Raw genomic sequence first — 8823 nt, forward strand, 5'->3', positions numbered from 1 at the left:
AAGCTCTAATAGCTTTTTATCTTCATATTCTGTAAATCTTCAAAGGCTTTATTGATATCATCATAAATTTCTTCTAGTTTACAAAAAGTGTTCATGTTGAATTTTAGTTCATATTCCTTATCAGCTAATGTAAATTTAATACCTTTGTTTTTTAGTTCTGATGCTTTCAATATTAATCACCTCCACGTAAAAAGCACATCAGATTTCAAAAAATCCAATGTGCTTAACTCTAATGACCTTTTTTCTTTTCTTTTTTCTTTTGTTGCTTTTTAAGAAATTTTAATCGTTTTTCCTCTTCTTTTTGTTTTTTCGATTTTTTCTTTCTTTCCAGTTTATTTGCTTCTCTTTCAAGACGGATAGCTTCTTGAGCTTTTGTAGAAATACCTCTTATCTGAATTTCTTTTCTAATCTTTCGTTGAAGTCTTTTAGGATTAATCCTGTTTCGTTTAAGCTTATAACCTTTAACTGGTTTACTAAACTTAAGTCTACTATAGTTTTTGAGAATAAACTCATAAATTTCATAATCTTTTGGTTCTGAACCAAAAACAACTCTAGATGTCATTAGTTTTCCATTTTCTACTCTTTCGAAAACCCCCACCCAAAAAGGTTCTTCAAAATAAACTGTTAACTTATTCACTTTTAATCCCTCCTGATATTTAAAGTAGCTTTAAATTGAGAATGGACAACCCAAGAGGGAAGGTTACTGACAGATTTATATCTGCATCCGGACTACCAACCGAATCGTGTTTTTATCTCAAACTACTTCATTTACGAAAATTTTATCACAGGTACAAATCCTTTTCAATGTAATATATTAATGCTAAAATAAAAACTAACAAGATTGCAAATAAAGTTGTATAATTATCTCCAACGTAAGAAGGTAATTGACATGATAGAAAACAATAAAGGCGGAATTAAATATTTTGAGGTGTTTAAATATGAAACCAAACTATGGTAACTTAGCAAGAAGATATGGAGTTTTAAGACAAACCATATCAAAATATGACAAAAAATTTGAAAGAAAAGAAACAAAAAAATCGAAATTAGATAAGTATAGAGAAGAAATAGAAGAAAAAATTAATTTAGCAGGTGCAACTATAACGGGTGTATATAAATACTTCTACTCAAAGGATAAAACTATAGGAACACATTCAAACTTTGATTATTATATAAGGAAGCATAAATTAAAAAGTAAAAACAAATCTGTAGTTCACCCAAAATATAAAACTAAACCAGGAAAACAGCTTCAGTTTGATTTTAAAGAAGACATAACTATGATTTCTAAAAATGGAGAGATATTTAAATTTAATATTTTTACAACAACATTAGGATATTTAAGAATGCATAAATTTACTTACAGTAAATCAAAGACAAAAGAAGATGTATTTAGATATCTTATTGAAGCATTTAAATATTATGGAACAATTCCAAAAAAATTACTTACAGATAACATGAGTAGTATAGTAAATGTAAAAACTAAAAAGTTTACTGAGGAATTTAGACAATTTTCAAAAGATTTTAATTCTACATCAGAAAATACAATATAAGATCTCCTCTATAGATTTAATTACCAATAAAGAAAAAACAGTTGTAGACGCATTATATGAGCTAACAAAATTAGAAATAAAACTTAAAGAAGAAAAAACCATAAATGCATGTGCAAAAGTAGCAAATTTTCCTTTTATAAAAACATTAGATGACTTTGGCTTTACATTCCACCTTCAATAGATCAGGATAAAATTAGAGACCTCCATACCTTGAGGTTCCTAGAGAAAAAAGAATAAATAAAAGATACGAAAAATCTAACACTATAATTACTACTAACAAGGATTTTAGTAAATGGCATAAAATATTTGGTGATATAACTATTGCTAACGCAATACTAGATAGGTTATTGCATCATTCTACAGTTGAAAAAATAACAGGTAAATCTTATAGAGTTAAAGACAAAATATTTACAAGTAATTCAAAGAATAATTAGTCAAAAGTGTTAAAAGTTATATTTGCAAATATGTTAAAAATAATATTGATATTAACATTTTTTTACATTTTCTAAGTAAAGAAAAAATCTTCCTTTTTTGAGGAATTTTTATTGACTCTAACACCAATGGTCCTACTGAAGAATTTAACAACAAAATTAAGGTGCTAAAACGGGTCTCTTTTTGACTTAAGAACTTCCATAGATTCCGTAATAGAATTATTCACTGTACTAAGTAAATATCAATAAAAATCCTATATTTTAGCATATTTTAGTTAGGTTTATTAAGTGTACCCAAAAACAAGTAGAACCTTATCATTACATATAAATAAATTCTAATACAGTAATGAAGCAGGATTACAAGTAATCCCGCCCCAACTATTGACAATAAAATATTCTTTAAATTGTATTATTCTATGTATTTAGTATTTAACTGAAACAATAGATTAAATTATTTACTTCCTTCTATATAGTAATAAACACTTTTTTTAATACAATACTTATAACTATTTGTTAATCAAATTGGCCTCAATAAGTAAATTTCTAACAGCAGTAGCAGCTTCAGCATAAGTAAATATTCCATGGGGTTCAATAGTATCTCTACTTCTTCCATTAAATACACAACTACCTAATGTTTTCTTTACCTCATCATATGCCCATGAAGATACTTGCGATATATCTTTATAATTTTCAATTCGACTGCTATCCTTTTCTTTTAATTTTACAATATCCATTGCCCTTGCAAACATAGCCATTGCTTCTTCTCTACTAATTAATGCTTTTGATCTAAAAGTTTTATCTGGATAACCTCTGATTATATCATATTCTACTGCAATAGTAATTGCATCTGCTAATTCGTCAGTAACTGATACATCTGTAAATTGCTGTTTTTTAGCTACTCCTGTTCTATAAATTCCTAAAGCTTTAGTTATATACTCAGCAAAATCCCCTCTAGTAATAGGTTTATCTGGATTAAAATTCTCAGGATTTTTTATAATCAACCTTGATGCCATATCATTTACATATTCTTTTGCCCAATGTTTTTCAACTGATGATACAGTTAAAGGATTCCAAATAACAGTATAAGTTGAATTTGTTAAAGAATTTAATTTTGCATAATATCTATTATCTTTTATAAAAACTTCTGTAGGTATGTGAGAAAAATTTCCATCTGAGTCATATACAACTCCTGTAGTTATTTTATTTGGATCTATTCCTTCAGGTACTGCTATAATTCTTTGCACATATTCATTGAATTTTGTAATTTTAACTTCTTTATCTCTTCCTCTTGTTTTTGCAACTACTTGAAAATCCACAGGTGATAATATTACTTTGTATTTCTTTTGTTCTGCTTCTTGTTTTATTCTTTTGATAGTTGTTTCTTCAAGTCTATCTATTTTTATTTCTATTTCAATTTCTTCTAATTCTTCTTTATCTACTCCTAATATTTTAGCTGTATTTTCAATATTTATTTCTTCAGCTGGAATAATATATTCAATTTCTCCCGTATTAACTGAAAGTTTAAATTTATTTACTTCCATCTGTCTTAATATTTCTCCTGTTAATTTTGCAGTTACTCTCTTTGCTTCTTTTTCCCCTACTGGAATTTGTACTATATTTTGTATAGATTTCTTATCTTTTTCATATGCTTCTTGTTTTGCTTTTAAAACTTCTTCAATTTTTTGTATAACAGGTCTTGTTTCTACAAAAATTTCTACTTCTTTTATATTATTTTCTTTTTTTACTACTTCCTTACCTGCTGTTTGTTTTTGACCATTAACAATAACTTCTACTCCTGTTTTTCCGTTATTATTTTCTCCACCTTTAGACTTTGTTTTTGATTTTTTTATCCATTTTGCATATAATGTTATATCACTTGTTACTGGTATATTAAAATCATATGGCGTTGTTAATTCTTCATCTGCATACCAGTCTCCAAACGTATACCCTATCCTTGTTGGTACTGATGGTTCAATAGCTTTCTCATTGTAGTTTACTATTTGATCTGATACTTCACTTCCTCCATTGGAGTTATATTTGATTGTATATTTTTTTATCTCATATTGAGCTGTTACTATTAAATTAGAAGTAACATTGTTAAATTCTTTATCCCAACCTATAAATTTATATCCTTCTTTTTCTGGCACTATTGGTGCTGTCGCACTTGTTCCTCTTACTACATCTTCTTCTTTTAAAATGTTTCCTTTATCATCTAAAAATTTTACTGTATATTCTCCTTTTACTGTTATCTTAGCAACAAGTGGTATCTCACTCTTATCTAAAACTTCAGGATTAATTATAATTTCACCTATACCTTTTTGATTGAAACCTTTGTATACACTTTCATATACAGATGCTGTAACAGTAATATCTGTATTTCCTAATACTTCAATTGACAAATTACTAAATACTCCTCCTAAGCTTAAATCTTTATTTGTTATCTTTTGTTTTATACTATCATTTTCTAGAGTTAATATAAATTCCTTTTTTAAGTAACTACCTGTTTTTATACTATCTGGTTGAGCTACCACATAGGATTCTCCATTAGAAATCCATTTTGCATATAATGTTATATCACTTGTTACTGGTGTATTAAAATCATATGGTGTTGTTAATTCTTCATCTATATACCAGCCTCCAAAGGCATACCCTATCCTTGTTGGTACTGATGGTTCAATAGCTTTCTCATTGTAGTTTACTATTTGATCTGATACTTCACTTCCTCCATTTTCTTCAAAGTTTACTGTATACTGATTTATTTCCCATTTTGCATACAATGTTATATCTCTTGTTACTGGTGTATTAAAATCATATGGTGTTGTTAATTCTTCATCTATATACCAGCCTCCAAAGGCATACCCTATCCTTGTTGGTACTGATGGTTTAATAGCTTTCTCATTGTAGTTTACTATTTGATCTGATACTTCACTTCCTTCATTTTCTTCAAAGCTTACTGTATACTGATTATCAATTGTTACATTAGTTATTGCTGATTTTGAAGATGCAGAAAGATTAATATATGTATCTCCATATTCTACAACATAACCTTGAATATCTCCAACACTTAATGGATAATCATTCCAATCTCCCGGCTCATAATAATAAGCCCAACTTGGTCTATTTTTTCCCATAATATGAAGATAGTCTTCCCCCGTACCCCAGTCATTTGGTTCGAGACCTGCTTTCCATTTATTAAATCGTCCACCAACAGGACTTCCTAATTCATTACCATTCCAAAATTGAGTTCCTGCTTCAGGTCCTGTAACCCATTTCCAAACTCCCTCAGATTCTGCATCACTTGCACCCAACCATCCAGAACCATCACATTTTGAAGTTATAAAATCATTTTCTTCCTGTGAAGTTATAGTAGCAAGATATCCTTGATGCCCGTCATAATATCTAACTTCCGCAGATGTTTTTGCATCAGTCCATGATATACCTGGAGAATTTACAAATTCATAATAATGTCCCGTTCCTTCATAATAAAGCATCTTTCCATTTGAATTATTTACCAAAAAAACAATACTTCTCGTTCCTGAAATAGCATTTGTTTGAAATTTAATAGTTCTTAAAAGTTCTTGATATGTATTTACAGGAGCTTTTCCTGATATTGTAAGCACACCTGATTCTGAATTATATTCTACTGAAAGTCCTAAAGCCTTAGAAATATCCCAGCTTAACATGTCCCCACTTTCTTTACTAAAACCATTATCAATATTAACTGTTGCACTATAAATATTGCCTGTTCCTACAATAGACAGATTTGGATCAATTACCTGTGATTTTCCAGCTGAAGAATAAATAATATCTGAAACTACAGTAATAGAATCTATAGTATCTTCTGCATATACTACCAAAGGATTAGTAATAAATAAATTTATAATCATTGAAAGACTTAAAATCCAATATATAAATCTAAATTTTTTTAAATTCATAAATACACTCCCTTAATCTTTATAGTATTGTCAAATTATCATCAAAATTTATTGTTTTTTTGTAAAATTCAGTATTTTTTAATATAATTACTATTTCTTGATAAATAACTAAATCATAGCAAATCTCAAATTTTAAATCAATTATTACCAGACTTTTTTATTAATTATAGCATGTTGAATAATTATATTATCATATTCTAAATAATTTACATTCTATATTTGTAAAATACATATAGTCTTAGATATTTCCAAACTCGTAATATATCTTAAATAGTCTTTCAATGTAACTTTTACTTTAAATAAAATTTTATCATTTTATGTACTCATTTATATTTTAAGACAGTCTAACGAACAGACTATATTCACAACAGTAACTTTATAAATAGAAAATAAACTACTTTAAATTTATTAATTTTATTTATTCAACAAGCTATAATAAGTTTAATTATATCAAATTTTATAGATTTTTTGAATTTTTTTGTTATTTGTCCATGTAATAATTTTTATAAAATTTAATAAAGTCAAAAAAATTAAGAATAAATTCTTCTCAGACTTAATAGCTACTTATACTCATCCACATATCTTACACAATTTCTACCTTCATTCTTTGCTTTATATATCATATCGTTTGCTTTTTTTACTAAGGTATCAATAGTATCTTTTAAACAATAACCTGATACTCCAAAACTCGCAGTTACCATTTCTACATTAGATATTTTCATATAACCTAATTTTTCTCTAAATTCCAGCATTATATACCAGTTGCTTCTTCTTTCCCATCTTTTTTTATTGGTGCGGCACAGGCTGATTTGCCACTTTACTTATAAAAATATCAGATATATTTGTTTCTCCATTAAAGACTTTTTTTACATATTCTCGATTAGCTAAATTTGATATTATACCATTAGTATAATAAACTGTGCCATAAGTATAAACAATACCTAAAGCAAAAAAAATTTGTTTTTTAATTTGTCTCTGTAATACAGGAAACCGTAATTCCCAATCCATACTTTTTATATCTCCTATTTCTGCAATAATTTCTAATATTCTTTTCTAAATATCAATTCTACTTTTAGTAACTTTTACTCCTTCTCACACTAATGATATCAAAAACTTCTCTACTTCTTTCATCACTGCATTTTGAGCTATATTTAATATAAAATACCCTTATATTGAAAATAACAAAACTAATAAAATCACAATTTCTCTTACCTCCATAATTCTAATATCACATTATTCATTACCTATTTAAAGATTTCATGATATTTTTGTGCTGTATACTTCATTTATTTTTAAAAATATAATAGTAAATAATTTTTTTATTTATATCCAAAAATTTCTCATTAACCCTTCTAATGTTGTATTAAATTTATTTATTTTTTACCATAATACTAGCAACTATTGATGTTAAAGGTATCGTTAGAATAAGTCCTATACTACCACATAATGAACGAATTATTTCTACTACTAATATCTCCATATTTAAAAGGCTACCTATTGGCATTTTCAAAAAATGAAATACTAAAAGTAGAGGCATCACACTACCTACATAGGCTAAAATTAATATATTTACCATTGTAGCCATTATATCCTTTCCTACTTCTAAACCCGATCCTATTAATCTCATAAAACTGACCCTAGAATTTTGACATTTCAATTCAAATATTACTGAGGTTGTTGACATACTTACATCCATCACTACTCCTATTACACCTATTAAAACCCCACTTAAATATAATCCTTTAAAATCAATTGCCATATCAGCATACGTAATTAAAAAATCTGCTTCTTTACTTATTATTCCTGTAATTGAACAAAGTTCCGTAAAAATTTGTGCAAGTATTCCTGCTATTATTGTTCCAACTATTGCTACAAAACTTTTTTTAGTAAAACCTAATATTAAAATAAAACTTATTAATATTATAATTATAATAAATATAATCGTTACTGATATAGAGCTATATCCCTTGATTATAAAAGGTATCATAAACTTAACTAGAATAATTCCTATCACCCCTAATGATGTTATAGAAAGAATTCCTTTTAAACCACCAAATAATACTATACAAAACAAATTAAAAATATTATACTTAACATTTTAATATATTCTACTCTATACATATCTATAATGCTAACATTTACTTTTCCGTTAGCATCTAAATCTGTTCCAATTATTACCTTTTTGCCTTTTTCTAGTTCATAATTATTACCTAAATATCTAATGGGCAAATACTCACAAGTTACTTCTTGTCCAGAAAATTTTCCCTCTAAAATTCTTAATCTAACAATTTTCATTTTAATATCTCCTTGTTGTTTTATATTAACATTTAATACTTGAGCCTTTACAATTTCATTGGAATCTTCTGCATAATTTACATCAAACATTAGAACTATTATCAAAAACAATAAACATATTTTTTTAACATAATCATATCCCACCATAATCATATTTAATCACTATGATTATTAAGGGATAATTATGCACATTCAATATTGCAATTTAAATACATTTATTGTATAAACCTTCACATCGTTATAAAAATATTTAAAAATAAGTAGAATATAAAATTCTATGGAACTTTTTTATGATTTCTTCTGTCTAATCAAATGAAAAATACAAAAAGGAAAGATGAATCATGAAATCAAAAAAATTAATGGGAATAACACTGGCATCAAGTATGTCTTTCTCATTTGCAGAATATAATCTAAACAAAGTGATAAATGAACCAATCACCACTTTAAGTATTAAACAACAACAAGATTCTTTTAAAAAAACTCACATAAATCTTGTAATTAATAATAAGGCATTAAATCCTGAAGAAACGAAAGTCTATATGAAAAAAAATGGTGTCACAATGCTTCCATTAAGACTAATTGTTGAAACTTTAGGATACCAGTTAAAGTGGAATG

10 protein-coding genes are annotated in these 8823 nt (G+C 26.9%); 3 read left to right on the top strand and 7 right to left on the bottom strand.

Going from position 1 to position 8823, the window contains the following annotated elements; genetic code table 11:
- Positions 1 to 5: 5 nt before the first annotated feature.
- Both BUA90_RS12455 and BUA90_RS11845 read right to left on the bottom strand, forming a co-directional pair.
- Complete coding sequence (locus BUA90_RS12455; protein ID WP_159430032.1) at positions 6 to 170, bottom strand: hypothetical protein; 165 nt, start codon at positions 168 to 170, stop codon at positions 6 to 8.
- Between the two features lie 59 nt (positions 171 to 229).
- Positions 230 to 637, bottom strand: a complete 408-nt coding sequence (locus tag BUA90_RS11845) for a YjdF family protein (protein ID WP_072968842.1) — start codon at positions 635 to 637, stop codon at positions 230 to 232.
- Positions 638 to 938: 301 nt separating this feature from the next.
- Between BUA90_RS11845 and BUA90_RS11850 the strand changes: the two genes are divergently transcribed.
- Positions 939 to 1547, top strand: coding sequence for a DDE-type integrase/transposase/recombinase (locus BUA90_RS11850; protein WP_072968844.1), 609 nt, complete (start codon positions 939 to 941; stop codon positions 1545 to 1547).
- 233 nt (positions 1548 to 1780) lie between these two features.
- Positions 1781 to 1981, top strand: a complete 201-nt coding sequence (locus BUA90_RS12845; protein ID WP_200793530.1) for an ATP-binding protein — start codon at positions 1781 to 1783, stop codon at positions 1979 to 1981.
- A gap of 503 nt (positions 1982 to 2484) precedes the next feature.
- Here BUA90_RS12845 and BUA90_RS11860 read toward each other — a convergent pair.
- The 5 genes from BUA90_RS11860 to BUA90_RS11880 form a co-directional block, all read right to left on the bottom strand.
- The gene (locus tag BUA90_RS11860) at positions 2485 to 5913 is read right to left on the bottom strand and encodes an InlB B-repeat-containing protein (RefSeq protein WP_072968845.1); all 3429 of its coding nucleotides are present in this window, start codon (positions 5911 to 5913) and stop codon (positions 2485 to 2487) included.
- A gap of 560 nt (positions 5914 to 6473) precedes the next feature.
- Complete coding sequence (locus tag BUA90_RS11865) at positions 6474 to 6665, bottom strand: nucleotidyl cyclase domain-containing protein (RefSeq protein ID WP_072968847.1); 192 nt, start codon at positions 6663 to 6665, stop codon at positions 6474 to 6476.
- Between the two features lie 34 nt (positions 6666 to 6699).
- Positions 6700 to 6921: a hypothetical protein gene (locus BUA90_RS11870; RefSeq protein ID WP_072968849.1), complete on the bottom strand. Its 222-nt coding sequence runs from the start codon at positions 6919 to 6921 to the stop codon at positions 6700 to 6702.
- Between the two features lie 361 nt (positions 6922 to 7282).
- Positions 7283 to 7987, bottom strand: a complete 705-nt coding sequence (locus BUA90_RS11875; protein WP_072968851.1) for a YibE/F family protein — start codon at positions 7985 to 7987, stop codon at positions 7283 to 7285.
- A complete protein-coding gene (locus BUA90_RS11880; RefSeq protein ID WP_072968852.1) occupies positions 7975 to 8361 on the bottom strand; it encodes a hypothetical protein in 387 nt (128 codons plus the stop codon). The genes BUA90_RS11875 and BUA90_RS11880 overlap by 13 nt, the downstream gene beginning before the upstream one ends.
- Positions 8362 to 8549: 188 nt before the next feature.
- Between BUA90_RS11880 and BUA90_RS11885 the strand changes: the two genes are divergently transcribed.
- The coding region (locus tag BUA90_RS11885; protein ID WP_242945099.1) for a stalk domain-containing protein at positions 8550 to 8823 on the top strand (274 nt) is incomplete at its 3' end.

This window comes from Caminicella sporogenes DSM 14501 (assembly GCF_900142285.1).
Lineage (GTDB): Bacteria > Bacillota > Clostridia > Peptostreptococcales > Caminicellaceae > Caminicella > Caminicella sporogenes.

What these genes read in the sequence shown, in the direction of transcription:
- BUA90_RS11850 (WP_072968844.1), top strand. Translation starts at nt 939, where the DNA reads ATGAAACCAAACTATGGTAACTTAGCAAGAAGATATGGAGTTTTAAGA.
- BUA90_RS11860 (WP_072968845.1), bottom strand. Translation starts at nt 5,913, where the DNA reads ATGAATTTAAAAAAATTTAGATTTATATATTGGATTTTAAGTCTTTCA.
- BUA90_RS11865 (WP_072968847.1), bottom strand. Translation starts at nt 6,665, where the DNA reads ATGCTGGAATTTAGAGAAAAATTAGGTTATATGAAAATATCTAATGTA.
- BUA90_RS11870 (WP_072968849.1), bottom strand. Translation starts at nt 6,921, where the DNA reads ATGGATTGGGAATTACGGTTTCCTGTATTACAGAGACAAATTAAAAAA.
- BUA90_RS11880 (WP_072968852.1), bottom strand. Translation starts at nt 8,361, where the DNA reads ATGATTATGGTGGGATATGATTATGTTAAAAAAATATGTTTATTGTTT.